The organism is Candidatus Finniella inopinata (assembly GCF_004210305.1).
Lineage (GTDB): Bacteria > Pseudomonadota > Alphaproteobacteria > Paracaedibacterales > CAIULA01 > Finniella > Finniella inopinata_A.
The window spans coordinates 50,233-75,838 of the sequence record NZ_SCFB01000007.1; the positions used below are offsets into that span (position 1 = coordinate 50,233).

Sequence of the window (25,606 nt, forward strand, 5' to 3'; positions counted from 1 at the left end):
ATAAAATCAATCAAGAGGATTATAATGAAGAGATTTTTATTAAATGCGGCAACAGTCGTGATGCTAGCGGCAAGTGGACTTCAAGACATGGTCATAGCTTCAGCGGCATTCACTGATAGCCCGGGTAATGGCAAGTCGTCTGGAAAGTCAAATACCTCACAGGTTTTGCGTGAACGGGGTGATACCAAAGGGATTTTGCATCAAGAGGATTTTGTTCCAATGAAGGGCCTCCAACCTCGTGAAATTTGGGGACAATTGAAGGACCTCCAACCTTGTGTCAAATCTTTTCTTGATAAACGTGCTGTCCTAGATGAGCAAATACAGCTGGTAACAAAGACAGGAAAAGAAAGAGAAAAAGCGCATAGTCTCAATAAAATAACGGACCTTGTACAGCAGCTGGCAAATCTAGAAGCAAAGGTCGCTGAAGCAGAGGTCGCCCACGAACGATCTTGGAATGCCCTAATGGCCCATTACCAGAACTCAAGCGACGAGCAAAGAAGGTTATGGAAGAATTTTGAGACAGCCGTAAAACGAATTTACCACACGGGGGACGTGCCGCGACATTCGGAGATACTGAAAGCGCGTGAGGAACTAAAAGTATATGAAGAGAAAAATTCTCATGCGGAAGCCATGACTTTAGTGGATTCCTTCCTCAAAGCCGATAGTGGATTACCGAACCTTGTGCGGGGAAGGCGTCGTCTTAATTCATTAAAAGATCTTTATGAACATTATGAGGATGGGGCCAGGCCTTATATCTTGCAGAGACTCCTGAAACAAGACTCTGAACTGGAGCAAATGGGCCGTGATAGGCTATCATCAGCAGAGTTATTGTGTCAACAAAGGCTGGAGGCACACTTGACTTTTAGGAAAGGAATGGAAAGAGATTATCCAGAAGTTGTCAGGGCCTTAGTAAGTTTATATGTGAGGCCTTGGCCCTTAGAAACATATGACGACTTTTTCAGTACTTTTCCAAGTGAAGCGATAGCCGCCACTGACTTTGATCAGCAACAGCGGGCTCCTGGAGGGGCTGCGTTTTCTTAGTCCGGACGCAATGGACTAATCCAGGGCGGTGATCAATCATTTGATGATGTCGTCATCGCCGCCCTTTTATTCGCTCAAAGACCCTAAAGCTTTCAGGAAAACATCGGGCGTTAACAACGCGGGCAATAAAATTGGCTTTCTGTCTTTTCCATACAAAACATACAGCGGAATGCTGTTGCGCCCATATTCAGCCAGGGCTTGGGTGATCACAGGGTCATGTTGAGTCCAATCCGCGCGCAAGGTGACAACGCCATGTTTTTTAAGGGCTTTGGCGACGCTTGGGTGATTCAGGGTTGTTTTCTTGTTCACTTGGCATGTCAAACACCAAATGGCTGTGAAATCAATCAACACAGGCTGATGATTTTGAAGGGCTTGGTTTAGTCGCTCCGCGCTGTAGGGCTGCCAGTGGATCTGAATTGCTTTAGAGGCTGAGGGGGCAAGCGTCATGACCATGCCCGTTACAGACGTCCCCAGCAACAGGCCCCCCACCAGACGTCCGACGACCCGCACACCCAACGGCCTATAAGGTACAACCCAACGACCCCAAACCCATGTCCCCAGGCTCATCGTCAGCAATGTGCCCGTGACGGCCAATAAGGTATCCAGATCTTTTTGGTGACCAATAATCCACAACAACCACAAGACAGTGGCCGCCAGGGCGAATCCCAATCCGTGCTTCAGGCTTTCCATCCAAGCCCCTGGTTTGGGGAAAAGGCGTGCCAGGGAAGGCCATAAACAAATCAGCAAAAAGGGCAAAGCCATCCCAAAGCCCAGCCCACTAAAAATAACCAATGCCACCGGCCATGAACGGGTCAAGGCAACCCCCAAAGCTGTTCCCATAAAAGGGGCTGTACAAGGCGAGGCCACGACGCACGCCAAAACACCATTCGCAAAGGTGGCGAACAAACTGTGGTGATAGGTTGACCGCAAACGGGTGAAAACCAATCCTATCTCAAACACCCCCCACAGGTTTAAAGCCATCACCCAAAACAAACAGGCTAAACAACCGACGAATAAAGAGGATTGCAGCTGGAACCCCCACCCCATCTCTTGCCCTGCCGCTCTTAATGCTATTAAAAATCCCGCTAAACTTAAGAAACTGATCATAACGCCAGCGGTAAAGGCCCACCCGTGCGCTTTTAAAGAAAGACTGTTTTGTTGAGGCTTTAAAAGGTCGAGAACTTTTAACGATAAAACCGGTAAGACGCAGGGCATCAGGTTCAATAAAAGGCCACCTAAGAATGCCAGGAAAAAGGCAAATAACCAATCGTCGTCTGGATTTAAATCAGTATCTTGGTTGGCGATTAGCTCTAGCCAATTGTTCAATTCATCGGCTTCTGCCAAAGAGGCGGGATTGTTTAAATCAAGGGTTAATGTGGCCTGGTCGGGTTTGCAAACATCCTGACAGGCGACCCAACTGACGGTGGATTTAAGGATTGAATCTGACGCGAGAAGCGGCTTTTCCAGAACCATCTTTGCCAACACCCAAAAACTTTGGTCAAATATGGAGCTAAGATCTTTTTTGACAGATGGGGGCCACCTCACCTCTTGCACGATAAGGCCCGCTGGTACTACCCAATCCAAGGTGATCGATGAATTGGTTTTCAATCCATCAGGCGCATAGACTTGCCAACCCGGTTCCACCGTGAACTTTAACGCAACCCAAAAGGGCGTTCCAACCGCTGGCTTCGCTGTTGAACTTGCCAGCTCAACTTTTACCGGCGAAGCATCAGGCAAACTGTTGGCGCTGAGATTCATTAAAATGATAAGGCTTAGGAAAAAGAAAATAAGCGTTTGTTTTTTCATAACCCATGTGGCACGTTTCAAATCATCTGCCTTCAGCTTAACCCTTTGTCGCCGACGTTTTAAAGGAGTTTTTATGAGTACCTTGTCCCGCAGCCGCGTCACGGGCGCCTTGCTTATTGTGGCGGGAACAACGATTGGGGCCGCCATGTTAGCGTTGCCAATGACATCCATCCAGATCGGGTTTTTTAACACTGTGTGGCTGTTAACAGGTATGTGGGTCCTGATGGCCTTTACCGCCTTGGTGACATTGGAAATCAATTTAAGGATGGCAGGGAAAGGCCCCGTTCAAGGAACCAGTGTAGCGGGCCTGGCTTACAATGCCTTTGGCCGAGGGGGACAAGTTGTTGCCAAAGCCAGTTTGTTGTTATTGTTTTATGCCCTGTTGGCGGCCTACATCACGGGCAGCAGTTCGCTTGTAAAAGATGGGTTTCGGGCGGTCGGCCTTCATTGCCCCTTCAGCCTAGCAGCCATCATCTATACCCTTTGTTTGGGGTGGGCCATTAATTCTTGCGTACGCATGGTTGATTACGCCAATCGCTTTTTCTTTACCATCAAGATGATCGTTTTCGTCGGCATGATTGTTTTTCTGATGCCGTATGTTCGCTTAGAAAACTTGACGTATCACCACGGAAGCCTGTCAGCTTTAAGCATTGCGGCTCCTATATTTTTCACCTCTTTCGGGTTTCATGGCAGCATTCCAACCCTGATCAATTACGTAGGGCCGCATCCCCGCCAGTTGCGGTTTGTGATTATACTGGGCAGTTTATTCCCCTTAATTGTTTATTTGCTTTGGCAGATGGCGACGTTGGGGATTTTACCACCCTCGCAGGCTGCTGCGATTGCCCAAACTGATGTCGCTGGATTTGTGCATCATTTAAATGCAGTAACCAACAATCCTTTGTTGGGGGGGATGATGACTTTGTTCACCTTTTTGGCGATTACAACGTCGTTCTTAGGGGTGGCCATTGGCCTGTTTGATGCCCTAGCAGAAGGGCTGTCTTTGCCCACAACCACGCAACTTGAGCGTTTAAAAATTTCGCTATTAACGTTCCTACCCCCTCTGTTTTTTGCCTTATTTTACCATGATGGATTTATTATTGCCTTGGGCTATGCTGCGATTGCGCTTAGCATTTTGGCTGTTCTTATACCAACGGCAGTGGCATTAAAGTGGAGAAGAAGCCAACCGGCCTTTTCTTATCAGGTGAGTGGTGGAAATATTGCTTTGATTATGGCTTTGATCGTGGGCCTTTTGATTATTATGTTTAAGGTTTTGTAAGCTTATACATAATTATTTCTCTTGAATGTTAAGAAACAATCCCTATATTGGCCATATACTTCTTTCAAATGGTTTTGCGAAAAAATTCCAGTAAAATGATCTGAAAACAGTATATAAATCTCAATTTAAAGGATATGTATATGATGAAAATTTTTTTTAAGTTATTTCTATTTTTGGGTTTCATCGGCGGTGTTAGCACGGAAAACTATTCGGCACAGATGGATGCTCCAATTTTTGATGAGCGTGGCGCGCCATCAATATCACCTTTGCAGGATAAGGATAGCGCTAGCAGTCGGCTTTTGGATGCAGTGTTTAAGTACTCACGTCCTTCCGCAAATTGCGATCCTCTTTTTAAAAATCCTGATGTCAATGTGTGGGCTAAACTTTATGCAAAAGCTACTGGAAAGTCATTCTCGACTCTTGATCTGATCGATTTATTGGACACAACAAAAGCCGATATTTTAAATGCCTGCAGGAATGTAACAACGGCGAAAGCCGCAGGAATCTATTCCCAGATTCCAAAGCTATTCGATAACGCAATGCGACAAATTTTTGCAGGATGCTGGGGTATTTCTGATGAACCTGCACCTGCCAGTGTTGTTGATCGTCTGAAAGGGGTTTATGGTCGTGTTGTTTCGGGGATGTTGACCAGAGAAGTGGGGGGAGCTGGTGATCTTTTTGAATCTTTAGAAAAGCAAAAACAAAATGCTTCTTCAGGTTTGAATAAAGCGCATTTCGCCGCCTTGCAAGAGTGTGCAGCCGCCGTTCTGTACAGTGTCACAGAACCAGAGGACGAAGATGTTTCCCAATTTATAGATAAATTTAAGGAAAAACACAGCATATCCCTTTCACAAGATTCCTTCAAAGAAACCCTTAAGAAAATAAGTTATGAAAACCCATACAAGGGCATTCAGTGCCGTCTTGCGTCGCGCTTTTTCAACCCCGATGATAAAGAGACAGGTACGACTGAGCATACCCAAGATTCAATTTCAATGTATGGGACCCCAGAAGGAATCGGTAAGACTCAAACGGAGATTGAGGCTACAATGAATTGGTATCATGGGCTTTTCATGAAATTTATAGAAGAGAATCCGAACAGTAATGGTTCTGGGTTTCCACCGCTTTTAGCTCCTCGTGAGCTAAAAGCTTTGTCTGAAGAAAACATCCAGAACATCCTGTTATACCTTCCGACCGATGACAGAGTGGAAGTCCTACATAAGTATTTTTATCTTAAGGCGTTGTCTTTGCGCCCATATATCAATTTAAGAGCACTTAATAAAGCAGTATTTAAAATGTTTTCGGGTTTAGATCCTAATAAGCCAGTCAACTATATTGTTACATGCGTTCTAAGATTATCGCGTGAACTTGGAGGAAAAGTTTCTTTTACGTCTGAACAACAGAAAGCAATGCTTGATTTGTATGAAAAAGCTTTATTGCAACATCCTAAAAAAAATGTCTTGTCGCTGTGGGTTGACTTATTGAATCCAGTATCATTTTTTTCTCCCAAAGAAGTTTTGTCAAAGCTGGAAATTGCTGTTGGGGATATAAAACTTAAACTTCCGGGCGAAGATATTGCTTCTTTTCTGTCAAAGAGTCCAATTTACAACAGTGCGGATGCAGAAATACAAGAAAAACTTAGGGCACTGTCAACCTTTACCCATTCCACATCACATGAAATTGATGGAAAGGCTGAGGCGGCTGAATAACTTAGAACGAATGGGGCTATTCAGCCCCGTTTAGAATCAAGTGAGTAAGTGACAGCTTTCTTTGATCTTGGCGTTTTACTGTATGTGAGTGATTTCGCTTGGTAACAACGATAACCCGTCATTGCGAGAAGCCCTTGCTCCACGCGGCAATCCAGGAAACACATGGATTGCCCACCCTTGCGGGGCTCGCCATGATGGGGGGCCTGTTGCCCTGGTGGCCGCCCTTTTGATTATCATGTTTAAGGTTTTGTAAGCTTTTACATAATTATTTCTCTTGAATGTTAAGAAACAATCCCTATATTGGCCATGTACTTCTTTCAAATGGTTTTGCGAAAAAATTCCAGCAAAATGATCTGAAAACAGTATATAAATCTCAGTTTAAAGGATGTGTATATGATGGAAAGGATTTTTAAGTTGAAGCGTACGTGTAAATTGGCCCTATTATTGGGCTTCGTCAGTGTTGTTAGTATTCAAAGTCATTCAGTACAAGGGGCAGCTGCCGCTGACTCTCAAACCTCAGACCTTGAAGAACAAAAAAAGATCGGTTCAGTAATGCATGCGTTGTTTTCTGATGACAGGTCAGACTCACCTTTATGGCTTATGCGTCGCCGTAAAAAGGTTATGATTGAGCTTGCGGACACGGTTGCCATATATATGAGAAGAGGTGATGGCAAAGCGCTTCAACAACTTTTTTACAAACCTGACCTTAACGCATGGACAAATCTTTACCAACAGGTTGCACCTGCCAAAGAATTTTCAGTCTTTGGATTAGTCAAATTATTACGCAAAAGCAAAGACCGTATTTTGCATAGTTATAAATATGATGAGGGTCCAGTTGATGGAGACGCTTATCTCTATTTCCCCCTTTTATTAAACCATGCGATACAACAAATTTCTCAAGGTTGCTTGGGGAGGTTTGAAAAACCTGAGCAAACTTTCGTTGTTAAACAAGGTGATTATAAAAACCTTCTATTGGAAATTAATACCGACGTCGCAGAATACAATGCATATGCAGAATGGATTTTAAATCCTTCCTCGTATCCGGCGGCAGGCACAGAACCTGCTGGAATATATGGATTTGGAACTGCTGAATTATCGTATGCACAAATCTACTATATCTTCAAAGATCTGGCAAATGATGACAGTGTTTCATCAGAGGATAAGTATACAAGTCTGCGCAAGGCCTTTTTGAGTCCAAAAACCAGTGCAGCGAACATTAGTAGGGTCACCATACAAGTCGTTCGTGACTTCTTTTTGGATGATCACTACGAAAGAGTTATTGAATGGGTTAAGAATATTTCCACTAACTTTGGATATCCCTTTGGTGCTGATGGAAAAAAACTTTCTTTTGACCATGAACAAGAAAGCGTACTGCTGTATATGTACGCGCAGGCCTTATCTGGAGAAAACCCTGAGGTTGTATTGCCAGCGTGGATGACATTATTTCAGACAACATCTGTGCTTTCCTCAAAAGCAATTTTGTCAAAGTTGGTAGAGGCTTGTGATCTCATAAAAAGCGTACCGGGTGGTGCTGCTTACGTTGCTGATTTTCTGTCAAGGAATCGGGTTGATTGGACACAGGCGAATGCAGAAACACAAGCAAAACTTAGGGCACTGTTAACCGCTGCCCCTTTAGTTGAGAGAGATGGAAAGGCTGGGGAGGCTGCATAACTTAGAACGAATGGGGGCTATCCAGCCCCGTTTAAAATCAAGTGAGGAATCGACAGCTTTTCATAATTTTGGCGTTCATCGCCGGCCTTTTGATTATTATGTTTAAGGTTTTGTAAAATAATGTTCAATGTTCTTTCCTCAGTTAGTCAATTGTTTTTTTTAACGTTACTTTCGTTCTTTGTTCTTTTTACGATTAGGTCTTTGTTTGTTAGGGGGAAAATTTTTGTCTGCTGCTATCACGTAATTTTATTTTTGGTATTGTTTGTTGCGTCTGTGGGTGGAGGTGGTGTTCAAAATGCTGGCTACCACAGATTAGAACAATTTATTTTGCTGGAGAAAAATCACCAACTGGAACTTGCCAAAAAAAATCCAGAAAATTATGATTCAATGCTGCAAATTGATTTGCAACAATTCAAAGATTCTAATGAGTTTAAAGATTATTTAAAAGGATATGATGCTTCTGTCGATAAAGCGGAGGCCGTAACGATAGGCTGGCTGTTTGTTTTTCTGGCTGAGATTTCTATGCTCTGTGCACAGTTAATGAGTCGTGCTTACAGTGTTATGAGAAGGAATATTAGCAGTTTGCCTTTATGGTTTCCGACGAACATTATGTAGAATTAGAAAACGCATTTTGGGGAACGTTAACCGACCAAGAGAGTTTCTTCAAATTCTCATAATTTTACCTAAATCGCAACTTAAGTAGTAGGTGCAATAGTTTTTTGTTTTATATTAATTGACTTTGAATAATTTTTGATTATATAGAAATGATATCGACAGTTATTCATAGAAAGAAATTAAAAATGTTTCAGTCAATTATGTTAAGAGTGGCCCCCTTTTTTATCTGTTGTGCGCCGACGTTCACGGTTCGGCAGATTCGGAAATATTCTCAACTTCTATTCCTACAAATGGGGCTTGTACTCTCTATAATACCCGATTTCCTGTTGATTCTGAGTTGAGGAAAGCTTTAGAAGGGTTTTATGGTAAAGAGCCGGTTGCGATGACGTATGAAGACTATTTGAATAAAACAAAGTCCTATTATGTTGATAGTTTTCCTAAGCTTGGGTCCGAATTTGATGTCCTCAAAACTCCCGTGGCTTGTTTTGGCCTGGTAAGGGAGGTTCAATCGTCTCTCTCTTATAATACTGTTGTTCCTTCTCTGTTGGGTACACGTTGGGACCGTTACAGACAACCGAGTACGATTTATAATTGGGTAAGGTATATCTTTTCTCAGCCAAAGGTCATAGGCATAGCCATCCCTTCTTTGCGGGGTGGGACCTGGGCCCATTACAAGGAAATAGGCTTGACTGATCGTTTTGAGAATATAGAAAAGGGAAGAAATCTTAGCGATAATATGCGGTGCACCCTTTGGACTGGACATAATTGAGGACTATTTAAGAGAGTTTCCGTCCCTGAGTTTTGATGATTGTTACCACGGGCATTTTTCTCCGTCCAGTACTTTTTTTCTTTTTTGACTCCCCTAATTTTCCCCTTCACTTTTCCAACAAATTCCCTTTATCAATCCACGGGACGATGCTATTTTTCTCCCACGGAACAGGCTGGAAAGCCGATGGCCGTGCATGGTTAAGGGAAGGGTTGCTTCGGTGACCCCCTTCCTTCAAGCTCACCTTTAAGCATGCTTTAAATATTCCGGGGTGGGGGGCAGACCCCCGCCATATTAGGCAGCCTCTTTGATCTCCCCCACCAGATATAAATCAGCCGGACGTTTGTTCTTGATCCCCTGATGGCGGCGTTTCGTATTGTAAAAGATCAAATAGTGCTCCAAGCCCTTTTCGAGCTCCCACATGGTTTGATGGCAGTAAAGATGGATATGTTCATACTTAATGGACCACCACAACCGTTCAATCCGAATGTTATCAATGCAGCGCCCCACGCCATCATGACTCACCTTGATCCCATGGGCTTCTGCCGCTAGGATCCAAGCTTCCCCTGTGAATTGGCTGCCTTGATCCGAGTTCACAATCTCCGGCGATCCGTGACGTTTTATGGCCTCCTCTAAAACTTCAATCCCATGACTTGCTTCCATTGTGTTGGCCAACTTCCAGCCCACAACAAATCGTGTGTGCCAATCGATCAAGGCAAATAAATAGACCATGCCGCCGGGGAGCTTGATGTAGGTGATATCCGTGGCCCAGACTTGGTTTTTGTGATCAATCACAAGCTCCTTCAAAAGATACGGTCTGACAGCATTTTCACGATTTGCGATGGAGGTGTTTGTCCGGGGTTTGGGTAATATGGACCGCAATCCCATAAGTTTCATCAATCGCAGGGCGCACTTGTGGTTGATGCGTATTCCCCGATCCAAAAGCCAGCCGGTGATTCTCCTATAGCCAAAAAAGGGGTGTTCCCTCCATATGTCCATGATTTCGTTCATAATCTCAGTGTAAGATTCATCTTCCTTTTCGGCATAGTAATAGCTTGAACGGTGAAGCCCTAGAAGGTCGCATTGTCTTTGAATTGTCAGGCCTTGGTCCGGGGAAATAATGGAGCGCTTCTCTCTAACGCTCATTTCCCCAACGCTTTTTTTAGAAAATCTAAGTCCATGGTGAGCTGGCCAATCTTGCGTTGAAGATCGTCAACTGTGGGGCCATTTTCTTTAGGTTTTTTGCGACGGCTGAAAATCTCAGGCCCACCATCCAAAAGCTCATTCTTCCACCTCTGGAGAACGCTTTGATGAACGCCATATTTTTGTGAAAGTTCTGATACGGGGCTCTTGCCACTGATCATCGCAATCGCTGCTTCTAATTTCGTTTTGCCGCTGTGTTGTTGGCGGATCTTTCCCATTTTTTATTTCCTTCAGTTGCTGTCTTTTATACAACACTCAGGAGCTAAAAAACTCTCTTAACTTTGTGTCCAGTTTTTGGGGTGCAGGGCAATACATGGTGCCTTCCTGTCAAAGTTTCTGCTGCCGCACATCACTTAGTCGCCTTAAATAAAGATGAAAAAGTGAAGGCTGCTTTTAATAAAACTGTTCTAGCTCACCTTGAAATGACTCTGGCTCAAAGAAAGTTAAAGGCATTTGACGAATCAGATGATGAAAAAACTTTGGAGGTAGAACTTACAAAAGAAACATTAGCCGCAGGAACATTTGTTCCCGTTATTATATATTCTGCCTTAGAAGACTCAGCATTTCGTCATAAAGCTCCTTACGCAAATTAGATGCTAAGACTCGGCGATATTGAAAAATTACGAGCCTTACCGGCGGGGAGATTGCGGCGAATACCGTATTATCTATGGAGTGGATGAATCGAGGAAGCTCGTCTACGTGGTTATTGTGGGAAAAAGAAATGGCGGAGAAGTGTGTACTACTTTCAAATGATTAGGCGGGATTTTGCGTTAATTTGTCGATTGGTTGCATCAAAATGCCAGATGAAACCCACCAAAATCATAATACTACCCTTTTATATAAAATTTTATTAAACTAAAAATAAAAGTGCGTGGCAATGTACACGTTTTGGATCATTCCGGGAGTTTCTTGTCATTCCCGCGCAGGCGGGAATCCAGACAATACAACTGGACCCCCGCCCGCGCGGGGGTGACAGGTTTTTATGGGGTAAATGCAGAGACGATAGGGACACCACCCTTCCGGAAAATGATTCGAAATGGGTATAGGCCCCTCAAAACCTTAAAAGGGTAAGGCATCAATCGACAAGCATGACTGAGATTATCATTCGATTTTTTAGAAACCTGGGTCACAGCCTTGTGCATTCGCTAGAGGGGCTGCCGTGGGTTGTTGTCGTTTTGCTGGTCCTGGCCCTTATCCTGATTGTTGTCATCGTCATCTTGACCGTTGCTGGCATGCGAAAAGCCGCATCAAAGGCGCCTGGGGCGATGCCTTTTGACCAAGAGGAAATCCCCAGTGACAAGCTGCCACCCTTTGGCGGTTGGATCAGTGAACTGTTGTCTCGAAGGGGGTTCTTTCGGGTCAGCTCTCTCAGTTTATCCTTTTTAAAAGCCCTGGAATTTTTAAAAGAAACCCTTGATACCTTTAACTACAAGTATCAGCTGCCCTGGTATTTGCTGATTGGGGCTGAAGGGTCGGGTAAGACAAGTTTGTTAGAGGGGGCAGAGCTGAACTTGCCTTTCGGTCGCCAAGATTTCGGGGTTCATCATGGCCATCCGGACTGTCAGTGGTGGTTTTTAAACCGGGGTGTCTTTTTAGATATCCGTGGTACTTTTTTGATGCGGAAAACATCGCTTAGTTCTAACGAGAAAGCCTGGAGGTCTTTGCTTATTTTGTTGGCACGGTACCGGTCAGCGCGGCCCCTAAACGGCATAATTTTGACCATTCCTGCCACCGAATTATATGGTCGTCAGCGACTTAGTGTTGACGAAATCAGTGCCCGGGCTGAATACCTGGCGCAAAAACTGGCGACTGCCCAAAATGGTTTGGGTCTTCGATTGCCCGTTTATATCTTGATTACAAAAACTGATACTGTTCCCGGTTTTCAAAGTTTTTGTTCGGAGATCCCAACCCGCAATCGGCACAACATGCTGGGTTGGTCGTCGCCATATAACTTGAACACTGCCTATACCCAAGAATGGGTAGAGGAGGCGTTTTCCACCGTTCAAGAAAACCTTCACCAGTTGCGATTGGAAATTTTTGCTACAAGTGGCAGCGCCGCCGTTCGAGATGGGGTTTTTGTCTTCCCCAGCGAATTGATGACGATGAAGGATAACCTGTCCATTTATCTGAATCACGTCTTCAAGAGCACGTCCTATCAGCAGTCCATGATCTTACGGGGCATTTATTTTTGTGGAGATAGCGGTCTAACGCCCCTTAGAATATTGGATGAGCAGGAAAATCCAGAAAACGATACGCTGGCTGTTGTCAGCACACTTGAAAATCTTACCTCAGCCCCTGAATCGATTGGCCTCCACCTGATGGCGTCCCCAAACGATTCGGTTAAGCGCAAAATCTTTTTTGTGGAAGACCTTATCACGCAAAAAGTTTTGCAAGAACCCGGCCTTGCCATCCCCCAGGAAAAAAGAATCTTTACCATCAATCGTATTTTGAACATTGCCAAAATTGCAACGGCCGTTTTTGTGACTTTGGGAAGTTATGGGTTATTTAACGCCTATGACAGTTTCGTCAAAAGCCGCGATTACATTATGCCAGTCCTTGGGAAAATGAACAGCTTGCTGCACGACTTGCGTAACCTTAGGACCAATAACCCAACCCATTCCAATGAGCTGTTTGATGTGTATGCGCGTGAGCTGATTGAAATGATGGATCAGTTACAGCAAACAAATTTCTTTTCGATTTTCGTGCCGGCCTCTTGGTTCAGCCCGCTGCATACTGACCTGCACGAGACGTTAAAAGTGTCTTACCAGCAAGTCATCATACGAACCATTTACATTGATCTTTTGTTAAAGGCCCGTGACCTTTTGCACCTGCGCCCTGCCCCCCAGGATCAGTCTTTATCCCTGACCCAATTGCTAACCCCCCTTTCCAGTGCGGAATACCTTTTGGTGCAAAAATATGTGGATGGTTTGGTAACCCTGCAAGATAAAATCAATAAATTTAATAAACTAAAAAATGCAGCCAGTTTCAGTGATCTGAATGATTTGGTGACGTACACTTTTGGCGGCCAGTTGCCCAAACAGTTTGCTGAGCAGTATCACCGGTTCCAAGGACTGCTGAACAACACCATTTTTCCACCTATTGATTTAAAACCCTATCAAGCGCTGGCCCGCGAGACGTTAACGATTTTGTACCAGAACTTTTTGAATGTGTTGTTTACATCGACAACCCCCAACACATTGCCCAGTCGTTTGAATGAAATTTTAAGGCAGCTGAATCAACAAGATACGCAGGTTCTGCCAGATATCAAAACTTTGCGGCGATTTAGTTTAGAGCTGGCCCAAGGCATGCCGACTTTCGGTGAAGCAGGGAAAACATGGCTTGATAAGGAATTCTTCAATCCGACGGCGGATTTTGATATTTTCTTGGATAAAATTGACGGGCTTAGCTTGTTTGGCAAAGAGTTTACGCAATCGCTGGTAGACCAAACGGCCGTTGGTTTTAATAATTTACAGCAATTCTTGCGGCCCTTTAACCAATTGTTGTCCGATCAGCCGCTGTCTCCGGTGATGAGTGCAGCTTTGGGGCCGAACTATTTCCCCTCGCAAGGTTTAATGGCCCTGTCAAAAAGTTTGATCAGACTATTTTCTGAACCTTATATGGTTGTGCCCACAGGTCGTTCGTTTACAACGATCATCCCACCAGGGAAAATTATTTATTGGGATAGCATGCTGGTTCAATTGGCGTACGACATGTGTAAGCGATATGATGAATTTGCCCTTAAAGAAATTGCAGCCTTTCCGCCCTTGTTGCATGAAAATTTAAAGCTGTTGGCGCGTCAGAACTTGCAAGCGAACATTGTGGATTATCTGGCACGGGCCCAAAGCTTTATAGACTTACCTTCCAATTTATCACAAGGGTTGGCGGCTGAAGATATCTTGCGATCAAAAGTCGCGGATGTGCGAGAGGTGGCACCCAAGTTTGCCAAATTATTAGAAATTCTAAACCAAGATTCACTGGGGTTTTCCTTTGTCGAGTTAAGAGACCTGTTATCCTCTACAGCATACTGGTTGCTATCGCAGGTTGAGATTATGCTGCAAAACCTAACCCCGTATGCGATACAAGACATCACTTTTGGTTGGTGGAATGGTCAAGCAGGGGCATCTTTGGCAGGGTATTCATCCCATGACCTGGAAGATTTAAAAACGTATTTACAACTGCAACGCCAGCAGATGCAGAATATGGCTTTAAATTACGCCAAACCCTTAGTTACCTTTTTGGTAGTCCCAGCCATGGCCGAGGCAACGGGCGACAAGGCCATTTTGGAAAAATGGCGCCGCATTATTGACCAAATGGAAGCTTATGGCAAAAAACAGCCTGGTAATTCTGTCGCCGCGTTGGAAGACTTCATTGTCAAAACCATGAACGGTTATGACCTGAAAAATATTTTCACGATGGTTCCTGTGGCCGAAGTGCAAAAACCATCGGGGGATTACTTTATTGAAATCATCAGGCAACTGAAGAAGGCAGCTTTATCCCGGGCCGAGATTATGCGTCGTCAACAAAGCATTGACCATTATCAACAGCTTGTCATTGCCTTTAACAGTGACCTTAAAAACAAGTTCCCCTTCGTGGGGTCCAGTTTGAATTTGACCATGGCCGAGGCAGACCCTGAAGATATTCGTGCCTTTTTCAGAAAGTTTGAAGACTTTGGGGGATCTGCGCAAGAAATCATCAACCAAATCTATCAGCTGGGGTCCATGGCAAATCCTGCCGTTGAATTCTTAAAACAAATGCAGATTGTAAGGGATTTCTTTGAAACCTATCTAAAGGGTCAGGGTGAAGGGGATCTTCCAACTTTTGATTTCATCGTTGATTTTAGGGCGAACAGAAGCCGAGAGGTTGGCGGCGACATGATTGTTGATTGGACCATAAAACCTGATGAGGACACTCTGATTCATAAAAACGATAAGGTCCGTCAAGGGCGCTGGATTTACGGTAACCCGATCAAGATTAGTTTCCGTTGGCCCCAAGGCGACAGCGTTCCTGTAAAACCCGCCAAGGATCCGGCTCAACCTTTGTTATCGATTGATGAAAGGACGGCCACGTTTACATTTTCAAGTCGGTGGGCTTTGCTTTGGTTGCTAAGGCTTCATATGGCGAATAACGCTGAATACACGCCCCTTCAAGATCCCAATCCCCATGTGTTGAAGTTCACCATTCCAACAACTCCCGCTGATAAGGCCGTTGTTTATAACGTGGTGACGTTGACGTTGCCATCGGCCAATCCAAAAACGCCTGGGAAGGTGGTGCGGATGCCTGTCTTCCCTGTTCTGGCACCTGCATTGCCGGCGGAGGTTTTGAGATATGCCGATAAGGCCGTTTTAACCGAGGGGGATATTAAGGCGGTCAAGATAGAGATTGATCAGAATCCGTTCCCCACGGCGTCTAAAGCAAAACCTGAAGTGAAGATTGAAGTGGAGAAGGTGGCCGAACCTGACAAGGAAAAAGAAGACAAGAAAGAAGGGTAAGGAAAATGCAGGCAACCAAGCAAACCTCGAAAAAAATTTATCACGAGCCCAGAAATCAAGTGGGCGCAAAACCGCCCTTATTCGACCGGTTAATTGATGATAATCCTGTGGAGAAAATCGACCCGTCCCACAAGTTGGTCTTAACCACCCGGCAATTAATTGAATCGATTCAACGGGAAATCGGGGCCATCCTTGGCACCCGCCTGACGGCCAAGAATGCGGACTATGATGACCTGATCCAAAACCCTTTAAATTTTGGGTTGCCTTCCCTTTTTGGTTTTCAGGATTTTCAGTCGTTTGATGCATCAAGCCCCAGCCAATGGGGGCGCATTTGTCAGCTGTGCCAACGTGCGATTAATGCCTTTGAACCCCGCATCAGTGACGTGCAGGTGAAGGTGGACCAGTTCAATAAATTAAAGCAGAGCTTAGAGATTCAAGTAACTGGCACAATCCGGTTGGAGAAATTTCGCGAGGTGGTGCATTTTCCCGTTATGTTGGATTGCAGTCAGTCCCGGTAAAGGGGGCGTCGCTAAAAAACGGAGAAGAAGTATGTGAAGCGCAAAGAGACTGTGGAGTAAGAGGGGCGGATGGTGCGCCTAAGGTCGCCGGTATGATTGACATTCACAATGCTTGTTCCACGAACCCTTGGTTCATCATAACTTATGCGATTAGTTTCTGTGACTGAACGGTGAACATGACAGATATAATCAAAGCTAACAGCATATTTGGATTGAATAAGATATTCAAAGCCAGCCCCCAGACCTAACCCCATTGAGTTTCTTCTGGTTTTGAGCTGATCAATAATTTTAGCAGGGGAAGTATCGTCTCTTTGGTTAATTTGTTGTGTTGTATAGGACCAATTCGCAAAGGAAGGTCCAATTAACCCATAAACCATAATTTGAGGAGTGAGTTTATATCCTGCCTTAGCTAATAGATCAATATAAGAATTAACTTTAAATTGATGCAAAAAGTAATAAGCACCCCGAATGGGGGATCTTGACGTGTTTTTGGCACCCGAATGACGCCAACTGATGTGAAGGCCCCAATAATAATCATTTCCCATCGTTAGGCCAAATTCCAAACAAGGTGCAAACTGGAGTTTTTTGCTAATTTGGTTTTGATTAGAAGATATGTCGCCTAGGTTACCAGATGCAGGTTTAATTTTTAAATTAGCCTCTGTGCTCATATATTCCAAAGCGCCCCCCACTCCAATACGTCCTTGAAGAGGGAACGAAGACGGGGATTGGGAGCTTTGCTGGCCAGCCAAAACAGGGGAGGCAAAAACCGGCAAAACAATAAAAAGGAAACAAGGGACAATTTTCATTCTGAGTTTTTTCTACCTTTACAACAATCAAATTTTAAACGTCTAAATTGTCAAAAATTTATATATTAATTAAATTAAATTTTTGATCACTATACTCTAAAACAATTTCTAGACTAGCTAACAGAAGGCTTATGTTTTTGTCAACGAGGAAGTGGCACGAGAAAGCGAAAATATTTCTCCAAACTCAGCCCAAAAACCAGTATGTGCTGTTTTAATAAAAGTGTTGACATAATAAAAGTTCTATCTCAAACATTGCCACAGGATTAAGACTTGAGATTGTATAGTAATAAAAAATTATTACAAGTTTTAATGAAATTTACGCATACATTTAGATGGCGGCCATTTAATGAATAAACTTTGTAATCTTTTTTTTGTTTTTCTGTATTTGGCAGGCGGTGGTACCGAAAGCATGGGATCTAGTGATTTAAAAGATCGTCTTTTGTCTGATGACGCTCTGGTCATCACGTACGGCGCGACCCATCAATCATCAGCGCATTCAACTTTTGATGGTATTTTAAACGATGCGGGCCAATTGCTTTACAATGCTGACGACCCTTTGTTAGGGCCTCTTAATAGCGATCCTGCAAATGCTTCGCTAGGCCATATAATAGATTATCTGGAAATTCAGATGAACAAAGATGGTGAACAAAAAGATGAGACCCTAGATAAAGCCTGGGCGTCTGCTCAAGGCGAAGGCTCACCCTTAATACAATATTTCTTATCTGTACGTACTAAATTTGATGGTGTGCGCACTAAATATAAGAACCTGAGTGAAAAGACTAAAATTGCAATTCATCATTATAAAATTGCAATTCATCATTATAAAGAAGCAAATAAAGAATATGATCAATTAAATCAGAACTATCAAAAATTAAAAGCCAAATCCTTGAGGAGGGCAAAATGTGACCAGTACAAAAATTATGGCCTCTTCGCTTTAGGCGCAGCATTCGCCTCAGCTACAACTTTAGCCGTTTACCTAACAGTGCATCATTAAAAAAATTACTAATAACAAAACTCAATAACATAAGGAATACAATAATGAGAAAAAAATTTATTTACACATTACTTTTTACCACTGTTTTGCCTAGTGGTGTTTTATTACCAATAACCGCATTTGGATCAAATTCATCTGATACACCTGATATCGCCAGCCCTACTCAACCAATTAGTCAGCTCAAAAGTCAGATTAGAGAGCTTCAAACTTTGAACACGCCTGCAATCACTCTACAAGCGAAAGCGCAAATACAAGCAGCTAATCATCCCGGGGTAACACCTCACACAGAGCAAGAGCTTGTAGCTGATTTGGCTGCTAATTTAACGATTGATAAGTTTAAAAAACTCAAAGGGTTGAACAGCGAATTGTTTAAGCTAGAAGGGGCAGCAAGCAGTTCTGCCTTGAAAAAGGATATGCTACAAAAACACGAACAGGAATTACAAAGTATTCGGGAAATTTTGCGACTAGCTGAGGAAGAGAAAGAAAGGGCTAAAAATGACCTGAAAAGTATTTCGACTCGAATGACAGAATTTGAGGAATTAGCTAAAGAAGAAAAGAAAGCACGCGAAACAGCTGAGGAAGCGACTAGGAAAGCTGAGGAAGCGGTTGAAGCTGGAAAACTAGCACGGGCTGCAGCTGAAGAAGCGACCCGAAATGAAACACGAGCACGCGAGTTAGCTGAAGAAGCGACTCAGAATGAAGCACGAGCACGGACTGAAGCTGAAGCAGCAGGTGAAAAAGAAAAAGAAGCAAAAGAAAATGCTCTGTTAGAGGCAAGAACAGAAAAAGAAGCAAAAGAAAATGCCCTTTCAAAAGCTGATCAAGAAAGCAAGAAGCGAGATGCGGATAGACTCCGAACAGCTGCTTTAAGGGAAAAAGTGTTAAAAGAGTATAAAGAATCAGAGAAAGAACGTACAGCTATAGAACAAGAAGCACAACGCTTAAAGTCTCAATTGGGCACTAAAACCGAGCAGGTAGGTTTGTTAGAGAGAGAGCTGGAAGAAGTAAAGGGGAAGTTGAAAAAGCTAAGTGAATCAGAAGGATCTAGTGCCTCCAGTTTAGGTGCCGATACGACTGGTTCTAAAAAAGTAACAGCGCAAAGAGTTAAATTTTAAGAGTTACTAAATAAAAATCACCCCTCGCCCCCACGTGAATAAATCCACCTGCGGCGGGGGCTCCTCAAAGCATTTAAATCTAGCCAAACCCCATCCTTTTTGCCATCATTCCTTCGATCATATTTTTGCCACCCAAGGAAAGCAGAAGGACCACCAAAATGACTCTCCAAACGCCCCCAGACCCCACCACCCTTCACCCTATTCAAGGCGTCGAACGAACCTGCTTTTTGAAAAACATCATCACCAACCCCCAAATCATCGTGGGCGATTACACGTATTATGACGACCCGGACAGCGTTTATAACTTTGAAAAAAACGTTTTGTACGTGTTCGAATTTATGAAGGACAAGCTTGTTATTGGCAAATTCTGCCAAATCGCCACGGGCGTTCGGTTCCTGATGAATACCGGCAATCATGTTATGGGCGGATTTTCTACGTATCCCTTCAAGGTATTTGGACAAGCCTGGAAAGACGCGCCCCTGAACACAGCTTACAAGGGCGATATTGTGATCGGCAACGATGTCTGGATTGGCAATTCAGCGACCATTCTGTCGGGCGTAACGATCGGCCATGGCGCCATTATTGGAACGAACGCGCTGGTGACGAAAGATGTGGCGCCCTATACGATTGTGGGCGGAAACCCCGCGAGGCTTATTCGGCAAAGATTCCCCCAAGAGACCATCGATTTTTTGGTGCAACTTGCCTGGTGGGACTGGCCCATCGAAAAAATCACCGAAAATTTGCAGGCGATCACGATGGGCGATCTGCAGACCTTGGGGAATTTCTGAGACCCTGAATCTACCCATCATGTATAGTTTTGTCACTTTAATATATAAAATTTTATATACATTTTAGCATTAACCACTTCTTAAGAAATAAACAGTAGAATTAAATAAATGCGAGTTTATTTTTTAATTGATGGAGTGATTTTTATGCGATCCTGTTTGTTTTTTTTGGGCGTCAGCCTGTCGGCGTTTTCGTGTGCTTATGGTACGAGTGTGGGATCTGATCAGACTGGGGTTGATAAAACCATCTCTGGAGCCCTTGGGGGTGCCACTGGATCAGCTACCCTAAACCTCATGCAATCTGTGCAGTTGGAGTCGGGGACCAGTGATATCCTGGCTCTCAGCAAGGTTACTATTAATGGCGCCTCAGGGGGAACGAAGATAGCACCATCAGGAACAGGCCTCCCTTATTCCCTTTTTAAAGATTCAACTTCGACCACCCTAGAATTGGATTTCAATAACCTCACCTTTCAGGGGTTTTCTGCGGACAACGGGGCCATCATTAAGTCTAGTGACCAACCTGGTGTGACGGTTGGTGGTATAGGTTCCGGTCCAGTGACATTTATGGGGAACAGAGCAACAAATGAGGGCGGAGTCATTTATGCCAATAATGGCAGCGTGATTTTTTCTGGTGAAGATTCGGTAACTTTCAGGGGGAACCAAAGTGCAGATAGTGGGGGAGCCATTGCTGTTTCTGGCTCTGGCAACGTCAGCCTTTATGGCACAGGTGTGGTTAATTTCTCAAGTAACAAAGCCCAAAGTGAAGGCGGTGCCATTTATACAGACTCTGGGGCAGTAAATCTTTCTGGAACTGGTCCTGTGAGTTTTAATTGTAACAGTTCACAAAACGGTGGTGCCATTAATGCGGGGGGAGCATTGACCATTTCTGGCAATGTACCCGCCGTCTTTACGAACAATACCGGCCTGGAGAACGGTGGTGCCATTAATGCTGCAGGTGCAGTGACTTTGACGAATACTCAGTTTATGGGGAACACGGCTGGGATGGGCGGTGCTGTGTATATGTCCAGCGCTAATAGCCTTACCTATAAAGTAGACTCATCTATCATAATGAATCCCTCAACTGGTGCCTCGCAGGGGGATAACGATATTGCTGGTGTTGCCGGAACCACGTTCAACAAAACAGGGGCGGGTGATTTAACCATCAACACGATGAACCCCGGATGGTTGGGAACAACGAACGTTAACGCGGGCAGATTCATTGTTGGAGAAAACCCAGAAAACACCGGTGCCACATGGGGCGGCTCTACAACTCCAGCTGGCGCTATTACCGTGAGTGGTACTGCTACCCTAGGCGGATATGGAACGATTAATGCCAGCGGCGTAACTTTTCAGACAGGCAGCACGTGGCTTTTGGGTCTTAATCCCAATACGCAAACGGCAGGACTTTTAAGTCTGACAGGCACTTTGGCTTTGGTTCCCAATATGAATGTTGAGATTGATGGACTGATGGCAACATCAATACCAACTGCTGGCTATACTGTGGCAACTTTTGTAGGTTATACAGGCGATTTGGTGGGTTTGAATAAACTTTTGCTTAAGTCTAATTTGACCCTTGACTCCTCAACATCGGGTAGTCTTATCCTGAAACAAATACAGATTCCTAAACCTGTGCAATTGGGAAGTACTTCAGGTACGACTTATCCTAGCATCAATCTTGCTCTTTTGGCAGCTGCCGCTGAGACACCATCGCCAGACACATTGCCCGTCATAACGCTTGGAACAAACACGCAACTTGAATCAGTTGGGGATAGCTTTCCATTCACAGGACCAAGCTACTCACCTTCCCAAGTTACCGTCAATGGTGCCGCAGGTGGAACAACGGTTCAGCCGGCGACAGGAATATCACCCTTCACCCTTATTACCACGTCATCCACGACTCCTGCTCTTACTCTTTCTGGCTTAACTCTTCAAGGGTTTGGCAGCAGTGGTCAGGGTGGGGCTGTTAATGCCGTCGGTCCGGTGACTCTCACTAACACGCAGTTTGTCGGGAACTCAGCATCTGGAAGCCTCGGTGGTGGTGCTGTGTACATGTCGGGTAACACGCTCACCTACAACGCAGCAACAGGAACAACCACAGTGAATCCTTCTGCCACTCCCGCAACGTTAGGAGATAATGATATCGCCGGAACCTCTGGCGCCAGTTTCTCGAAAATAGGGGCAGGAGATTTAGTATTGAATGGGACCACATTTGGGGGACACGGAGTTGTATATGCCAATAATATGAATTTTGCCTACTCAGGAGGCAGTGCGACCTGGCTTTTGGGTCTTAACTCTGCGAATACAACTCCACGCTTAATTGTGTCAGGTGCGTTGACTCTTCCTTCGGCTATTACGATTGACGCAACTTTGCCAATATCATTAACAGGAGGCTACACCGTAGCAAACTATGTCACTCAGGGAGCTGGTTTTACTAGTGCTCTAAGCAACCTAAATACTCAACTGGCTCCATACAACCTGTTGCTTAGCCCAGGTACTGCTTCTGGGGGGTATACTCCCCTTGTCCTAACGCAAACCCAAATCTCACCAGGTCTCTTCCTGGGCAACTTTGCGCCAGGCACTTTGGCACCGCTTACCCAAAATGTCATGGTCACCTTTGAAGTGCCGGGATACTGGAATTCAACAACAAAAAATGTTGACACAACAAAACCGATTACGAGCTCTGTGCCATCTCCTGGAGAGGGTCTTTTGGTTCGGTATGGTAACGAAAATACCGCATGGAACGGCGCCTCTTTGCCCGCCCCTGGCTCCTATTTTTTTAGTCCAGAAGTTGCTGGTGATCAAGGTTTTATTGGTCAAATCAAGCTCAATAACCATTACGTAACATCTCTTGCCGTAATGAACAATCAGCTCACCGCGGCTAGTGGATTTAGCACAGTTACCCCATGGTCGTGGACGGGATCCGTAGCTTTACCCGTTGGACAGACCTATGCATGGCAACTTTGGAAAACGCGCACGTACCAGAGCACTGATGTTGAAGACGGGGTAGCTTCTTCATATACGGGTGGCTGGCTTGCTCAGGGGAAGTTGATTTTGACAAATACAGGCATTCTTAACGTAACATACCAGATTACGCCTAATGAAGGATTTTCAAACTCTAATTTAACTCCTGTCACCCCTTCCTAACACTTGGGTCAAACAACCACCCCACCTCTTCACGGGCGATCTCAATGATGGGATCGCCTTTTTTCGTTTTAGGTTCACCCTATAAATTCAAAAATCGCCCCTCTAAGACCGTCACGCTTTGGCCTGCAAGATGAACGCGATTATGCTCATACCGAACTTTAATAACCCCACCCCGTTTGGACGCCTGATAGGCCACCATGTCGGTCTTTCCCAACCGGTCCGCCCAATAGGGGGCCAACTTGCAATGGGCTGATCCCGTGACGGGGTCTTCTGTGACCCCAACTCTGGGCGCAAAAAAACGGGACACAAAATCATATTGGCCCCCTGCCCTGCCGTCCGCCGTCACAATAATGCCCCGGCAGTCAATCTCGTTAAGGCCGGCAATATTGGGTTGCAAATTAACCACGTCCGCAAAGCTGTATAATTCAACAATACAGTCATCGTGGGCTTTACTAACACAAACGGGCCCGACACCAAGGGCTTCCACCAATCCATCGGGAACCGCCATGGGTTCTGAATGATAGGCCGGAAAATCCAAGGTTATTTCGTGACCCGCCTTTGACGCCATCAAAATCCCCCCCAGGGAATCGAAATAAATGGGGTTATCGTCAACCTTTAATTCATTCCACAAAACATGGGCCGCTGCCAGGGTCGCATGCCCACACAATTCAACCTCTTTAAGGGGGGTAAACCATCGAATGTCATAATGGGCATTGGGCTTCGCCACAACAAATGCTGTCTCGGACAGATTAATCTCGGTGGCAATCTTTTGCATCAGTTGAGGGGTCGGAAAAGTATCCACCACAAAAACCGCTGCCGGATTGCCTTTGAAAAGTTGATTAGTAAAAGAATCGATTGTCCAAAATTTCACGTTCATCTCGCTTTCATCAAGCTGCAGTTGTCGAGAACCAAACAAGAAAGGCATCAAGACTGCGTTGTAAGCTTTTTAAAAAATTATAATCAGCAAAAAGCTTACCATAAACATCCATTGAAATAGAATCATTTAGTATAACTTTTAGAATTAAAGAGTTGGCCGCACGATCGCCCTGCATTCCCTCGATGACGCTGCTCAGCACATACCATTGTTTTTCAACCAACGGTTTTTCAAAAACATCAACGTTTGTGCCCGTCAACCCATCCCAACGTTTACTCGAACAGGACAGGCGATTCTTGATTCCTTGGCTTCTAAGGCACTGATGATAAAGTTTACGCACCCATAGGCCCGCGTCCAACTGTTGTTGATTGATGGCGCCTTTATAAAAAAGTTGATGTAGATAACATCCATCAAGGGCGGCACTATGCCCGTGGCTCAAGGGGACGGGGCCGTCCAACCCCAACGTGTTGATGACAATTTGCCGCCTGGCTTGCACTTCGGGGGTACCGGAATCAATGGCCACCCTTACCAGGCGAGGTCTCCCTTTTTGCCGATGGCTTCTTTTTACTGTCAGCATGTGACCTCTTTTACCAAAAAAATGGGCTTGTTCTCTTCGATGCGCAACCGATTGGCAAGCAATAATAAGGCCCCGGCTTTAGCCGCTTTATTGTCAATTTTATAGTCCCCTGAATCGGCATCCAGAATCTGAATTCGATGGCCTTGCCGTTCCAAATAGGTGATGACTTTTTTCAAAGAAACCCAATTGGGCTCGGTCGCCTTCAAGAAAAGACGATGAGACAAAAAACTGTCCTTCAATGAAGCTGGAAGCAAAATTGCTTCATCATCAAGTGAATTGGGTGACTGGCCTCCAGGAATTAAATAGCGCCGCCAATCCACACAGGGTTGGGCCGTTACTTTGGTCGGTTTTCGATCTCGACGAACACCAAAACGACTGAGGGCCTTGTTAAGGGCCGTTGGCGTGCGCCCCAGCTGTTTGGCCATGTCTTTAATGGTTTTGCCTTGCAAAAAGGCGGTTTTCATTTGTTCGATGTCTGAATCGGTCCATTCTGCAAAGCGGTCCATCCTTAAATTCCTTTCATTTGCATTTAATGCATGCCTGTATGTTGTTTTTTGCATGCCAATTTTTAAACACAAATTTATCCCGGGTCAAATTTTATTTTGTCCCATGCCCACCAAATGATATAAACGGTCACAAAGGATTCCTTTTCTATGTTACGCATCATTTCTGGTCACTGGCGTCACCATCGCCTGCACTTGCCGCCACCGTCTGTGACACGCCCAACAACCGACCGGGTGCGAGAGGCGCTTTTTAATATACTGGCGCATGGGTATGCCCTTGATTTTAAGGGATTAAAAGTTTTGGATGCGTTTGCAGGGTCAGGTGCTTTGGGGCTGGAGGCGCTGTCCCGTGGCGCCGAATCCGTTTATTTTATGGAAAATCACCCTCAAGTCTCAAAGGTTTTAAAGGCGAATATTGATGCGCTGAACGCCGCCGAAGGGTGCCGCATTCTAAAAGGCTCGCAAGTTCCCATAGCCCCTTGCGCGGTCGATTTGGTGTTTTTAGACCCGCCTTATCACCAACAGCTGGCCCTTCCCACCTGTGCGGCCCTGCAAAAAAATGGGTGGTTAAAGCCGGCGACGTTGATTTGCCTGGAAACGTCCCCCCACGATGTTCCAGCCGTTATAGCGGGCTTGGTATGTGATCAACAACGAAAGTATGGTCAGTCGGTTATAACTTTTTGGCGACATGAATTAACAAAATATTAAGTCCTTATT

Annotated in this window: 22 protein-coding genes; 15 read left to right on the top strand and 7 right to left on the bottom strand. The window is 44.8% G+C overall.

Features of this window, described 5'->3' with window-relative positions:
* Positions 1-24: 24 nt before the first annotated feature.
* Positions 25-1,041, top strand: coding sequence for a hypothetical protein (locus EQU50_RS06155; protein ID WP_130154261.1), 1,017 nt, complete (start codon positions 25-27; stop codon positions 1,039-1,041).
* 66 nt (positions 1,042-1,107) lie between these two features.
* Here EQU50_RS06155 and EQU50_RS06160 read toward each other — a convergent pair whose 3' ends face one another.
* Complete coding sequence (locus EQU50_RS06160) at positions 1,108-2,868, bottom strand: protein-disulfide reductase DsbD family protein (protein ID WP_165380369.1); 1,761 nt, start codon at positions 2,866-2,868, stop codon at positions 1,108-1,110.
* Between the two features lie 52 nt (positions 2,869-2,920).
* Here EQU50_RS06160 and EQU50_RS06165 point away from each other — a divergent pair, with 52 nt between their 5' ends.
* The 6 genes from EQU50_RS06165 to EQU50_RS06185 all read left to right on the top strand — a co-directional run bounded on the left by EQU50_RS06165 (position 2,921) and on the right by EQU50_RS06185 (position 8,884).
* Positions 2,921-4,123 (top strand): aromatic amino acid transport family protein, encoded by a 1,203-nt coding sequence (locus EQU50_RS06165; RefSeq protein ID WP_165380370.1) that lies wholly within the window; start codon positions 2,921-2,923, stop codon positions 4,121-4,123.
* A gap of 140 nt (positions 4,124-4,263) precedes the next feature.
* The gene (locus EQU50_RS06170) at positions 4,264-5,829 is read left to right on the top strand and encodes a hypothetical protein (RefSeq protein WP_130154264.1); all 1,566 of its coding nucleotides are present in this window, start codon (positions 4,264-4,266) and stop codon (positions 5,827-5,829) included.
* Positions 5,830-5,917: 88 nt separating this feature from the next.
* Complete coding sequence (locus EQU50_RS08390) at positions 5,918-6,082, top strand: hypothetical protein (protein ID WP_165380371.1); 165 nt, start codon at positions 5,918-5,920, stop codon at positions 6,080-6,082.
* Positions 6,083-6,222: 140 nt separating this feature from the next.
* A complete protein-coding gene (locus tag EQU50_RS06175; protein ID WP_130154265.1) occupies positions 6,223-7,500 on the top strand; it encodes a hypothetical protein in 1,278 nt (425 codons plus the stop codon).
* 120 nt (positions 7,501-7,620) lie between these two features.
* Positions 7,621-8,115, top strand: a complete 495-nt coding sequence (locus EQU50_RS06180) for a hypothetical protein (protein ID WP_130154266.1) — start codon at positions 7,621-7,623, stop codon at positions 8,113-8,115.
* 337 nt (positions 8,116-8,452) lie between these two features.
* On the top strand, positions 8,453-8,884 hold the full coding sequence (locus EQU50_RS06185) for a hypothetical protein (protein ID WP_130154267.1): 432 nt from the start codon (positions 8,453-8,455) through the stop codon (positions 8,882-8,884).
* Between the two features lie 291 nt (positions 8,885-9,175).
* On the opposite strand, the gene EQU50_RS06190 is transcribed toward EQU50_RS06185, so the two are convergent.
* Together EQU50_RS06190 and EQU50_RS06195 are read right to left on the bottom strand one after the other, a co-directional pair.
* Complete coding sequence (locus EQU50_RS06190; protein ID WP_130153610.1) at positions 9,176-10,027, bottom strand: IS3 family transposase; 852 nt, start codon at positions 10,025-10,027, stop codon at positions 9,176-9,178.
* Positions 10,024-10,302 carry a helix-turn-helix domain-containing protein gene (locus tag EQU50_RS06195; protein WP_130153492.1) on the bottom strand — a complete coding sequence of 93 codons (279 nt, stop codon included), beginning with the start codon at positions 10,300-10,302 and terminating at the stop codon, positions 10,024-10,026. The genes EQU50_RS06190 and EQU50_RS06195 overlap by 4 nt, the downstream gene beginning before the upstream one ends.
* 81 nt (positions 10,303-10,383) lie before the next feature.
* On the opposite strand from EQU50_RS06195, the gene EQU50_RS06200 reads away from it, so the two are divergent.
* The 3 genes from EQU50_RS06200 to tssE all read left to right on the top strand — a co-directional run bounded on the left by EQU50_RS06200 (position 10,384) and on the right by tssE (position 16,091).
* On the top strand, positions 10,384-10,677 hold the full coding sequence (locus tag EQU50_RS06200; RefSeq protein WP_130154268.1) for a hypothetical protein: 294 nt from the start codon (positions 10,384-10,386) through the stop codon (positions 10,675-10,677).
* 495 nt (positions 10,678-11,172) lie between these two features.
* Complete coding sequence (locus tag EQU50_RS06205) at positions 11,173-15,573, top strand: type VI secretion protein IcmF/TssM N-terminal domain-containing protein (protein ID WP_130154269.1); 4,401 nt, start codon at positions 11,173-11,175, stop codon at positions 15,571-15,573.
* Between the two features lie 5 nt (positions 15,574-15,578).
* The gene (tssE, locus tag EQU50_RS06210) at positions 15,579-16,091 is read left to right on the top strand and encodes a type VI secretion system baseplate subunit TssE (protein WP_130154270.1); all 513 of its coding nucleotides are present in this window, start codon (positions 15,579-15,581) and stop codon (positions 16,089-16,091) included.
* An 11-nt stretch (positions 16,092-16,102) separates the two neighbouring features.
* On the opposite strand, the gene EQU50_RS06215 is transcribed toward tssE, so the two are convergent.
* Positions 16,103-16,897, bottom strand: coding sequence for an outer membrane protein (locus EQU50_RS06215; protein ID WP_130154271.1), 795 nt, complete (start codon positions 16,895-16,897; stop codon positions 16,103-16,105).
* A gap of 346 nt (positions 16,898-17,243) precedes the next feature.
* Between EQU50_RS06215 and EQU50_RS06220 the strand changes: the two genes are divergently transcribed.
* The 4 genes from EQU50_RS06220 (at position 17,244) to EQU50_RS06235 (ending at position 22,935) form a co-directional block, all read left to right on the top strand.
* Entirely contained in the window at positions 17,244-17,891 is a 648-nt protein-coding gene (locus tag EQU50_RS06220; RefSeq protein ID WP_130154272.1) for a hypothetical protein, read from the top strand.
* Positions 17,892-17,935: 44 nt separating this feature from the next.
* Positions 17,936-19,006, top strand: coding sequence for a coiled-coil domain-containing protein (locus EQU50_RS06225; protein ID WP_130154273.1), 1,071 nt, complete (start codon positions 17,936-17,938; stop codon positions 19,004-19,006).
* Positions 19,007-19,164: 158 nt separating this feature from the next.
* Positions 19,165-19,794 (top strand): CatB-related O-acetyltransferase, encoded by a 630-nt coding sequence (locus EQU50_RS06230; protein ID WP_130154274.1) that lies wholly within the window; start codon positions 19,165-19,167, stop codon positions 19,792-19,794.
* Positions 19,795-19,938: 144 nt separating this feature from the next.
* The gene (locus tag EQU50_RS06235; protein WP_165380372.1) at positions 19,939-22,935 is read left to right on the top strand and encodes a beta strand repeat-containing protein; all 2,997 of its coding nucleotides are present in this window, start codon (positions 19,939-19,941) and stop codon (positions 22,933-22,935) included.
* Between the two features lie 79 nt (positions 22,936-23,014).
* Here EQU50_RS06235 and EQU50_RS06240 read toward each other — a convergent pair whose 3' ends face one another.
* The 3 genes from EQU50_RS06240 to EQU50_RS06250 are packed head-to-tail and all read right to left on the bottom strand — an operon-like array spanning position 23,015 to position 24,892.
* Entirely contained in the window at positions 23,015-23,812 is a 798-nt protein-coding gene (locus EQU50_RS06240) for a PhzF family phenazine biosynthesis protein (RefSeq protein WP_130154276.1), read from the bottom strand.
* 10 nt (positions 23,813-23,822) lie between these two features.
* Positions 23,823-24,386, bottom strand: coding sequence for a hypothetical protein (locus EQU50_RS06245; protein WP_130154277.1), 564 nt, complete (start codon positions 24,384-24,386; stop codon positions 23,823-23,825).
* The gene (locus EQU50_RS06250) at positions 24,380-24,892 is read right to left on the bottom strand and encodes a hypothetical protein (RefSeq protein ID WP_130154278.1); all 513 of its coding nucleotides are present in this window, start codon (positions 24,890-24,892) and stop codon (positions 24,380-24,382) included. Before EQU50_RS06250 ends, EQU50_RS06245 begins: the two co-directional genes overlap by 7 nt.
* A 147-nt stretch (positions 24,893-25,039) precedes the next feature.
* Between EQU50_RS06250 and rsmD the strand changes: the two genes are divergently transcribed.
* Positions 25,040-25,597 (top strand): 16S rRNA (guanine(966)-N(2))-methyltransferase RsmD, encoded by a 558-nt coding sequence (rsmD, locus tag EQU50_RS06255; RefSeq protein WP_130154279.1) that lies wholly within the window; start codon positions 25,040-25,042, stop codon positions 25,595-25,597.
* Positions 25,598-25,606 lie beyond the last annotated feature (9 nt).